Source organism: Endozoicomonas sp. YOMI1 (assembly GCF_024606345.1).
GTDB lineage: Bacteria > Pseudomonadota > Gammaproteobacteria > Pseudomonadales > Endozoicomonadaceae > Endozoicomonas.
This window is the reverse complement of record NZ_JAHHPM010000231.1, coordinates 1-1,181: the sequence shown is the minus strand read 5'-3', so window position 1 is coordinate 1,181 and position 1,181 is coordinate 1. Positions and strand designations below refer to the sequence as shown.

At 46.4% G+C, this 1,181-nt stretch carries 2 protein-coding genes; one reads left to right on the top strand and one right to left on the bottom strand.

What is annotated here, in order from left to right; genetic code table 11:
• Nucleotides 1-80: 80 nt before the first annotated feature.
• Nucleotides 81-377, top strand: coding sequence for a hypothetical protein (locus tag KDK15_RS08075; RefSeq protein WP_257294848.1), 297 nt, complete (start codon nucleotides 81-83; stop codon nucleotides 375-377).
• 55 nt (nucleotides 378-432) lie between these two features.
• On the opposite strand, the gene KDK15_RS08070 is transcribed toward KDK15_RS08075, so the two are convergent.
• On the bottom strand, nucleotides 433-828 hold the full coding sequence (locus tag KDK15_RS08070; RefSeq protein ID WP_257294847.1) for a helix-turn-helix domain-containing protein: 396 nt from the start codon (nucleotides 826-828) through the stop codon (nucleotides 433-435).
• Nucleotides 829-1,181 lie beyond the last annotated feature (353 nt).

The following is a 1,181-nucleotide window of genomic DNA, read 5'->3' as shown; positions in this document are numbered from 1 at the left end:
CCCCTGTTTAGATTTTTAAATTCAGGAGAGGCGACAACTATGTTGGCACAGGGGGGCGCAGACCGCACGGAGCTGTTGTTATGTTTGCGATTCCCGGGAATAGGAGATACAGAGTGCGAAAGTACAGAAAGAAGCCTGAATTTGTTGAAGCTGTCCAGTGGGACGGGACAGAGGATCACGCAGACAATATTGCAGACTTCATACCTGCGGAGTCCGATGCGATGCTTACCACGCACAAGGGTAGCGAGTTTCTTGACATTAAACGTGCCAGTGGTGATGTAGCTATCAGAAAAGGTGGCTGGATCATATTAAAAGGGGGCGATGTATTTCCTGTCAGCCAAGGTATGTTTGAAGCAACCTATGAACTAGCTGAGTGAACATAACCTCAAGCATCACGGGCGAAGTCCCGTGGATGCGGTTGTTATGTTTGCTTTACTCAAAGCCTTCTGCCCATGAAGTGTCGGTCATTCGTGGATCGTCGATTCGTTGGCCGAAGCAGTCAAACAGCAGTTCTTTTTTAAATATGAACGGCTGAAACAACATGCGATAAATTTTTGTTTTTGTGCCTGTCTCACTCTGCCTGAACGAACTTTCAATTAACTTTTCTTCTTCAAGCGTTTTCAAGCAATCACAGACCCTTGGACGAGACACACCAACCAGCTTGCCTAGTCTTTTCTGGCTCGGCCAGCATTCGCCTTCACTATTAGCAAAAGACGCGAGCACTATTAGCAGCAACCGTTGGGTTGGAGTCAGGTTCTCTAAATCACCTGTTTGAATTTCAACCCGAATCAATTTCAACACCCCGATTGTGTACGCAAACGAAATCATTGCTATACTGCTTCCCGAGCAATAGCTCACTTGTTTTGAGGAAAACCCGGTAGGAGGGGCAACTCCGATGATCCGGGTTTTTTCTTGCGTGACAGAAACATAGACAGCAATAAAGATAATGCAAGAAAAGACTGTCCATTATATGAACAGGTATGTCCATAGGTGAAAAAATCCTGTCCACCAATAAACACGAACAAGATAAAGAACAAGATCAAAGAACAATTTGCAATATGCGGCTTGCGTGGGCGAACATAACGCCAAATTCAGCGGCACGAGCGGAGCGAGTATCCGCTGGAATTTTTTTGGTACGCCCGGCATGGGCATGAACTGATGGGGTGAAAGTCCCCTGTGGG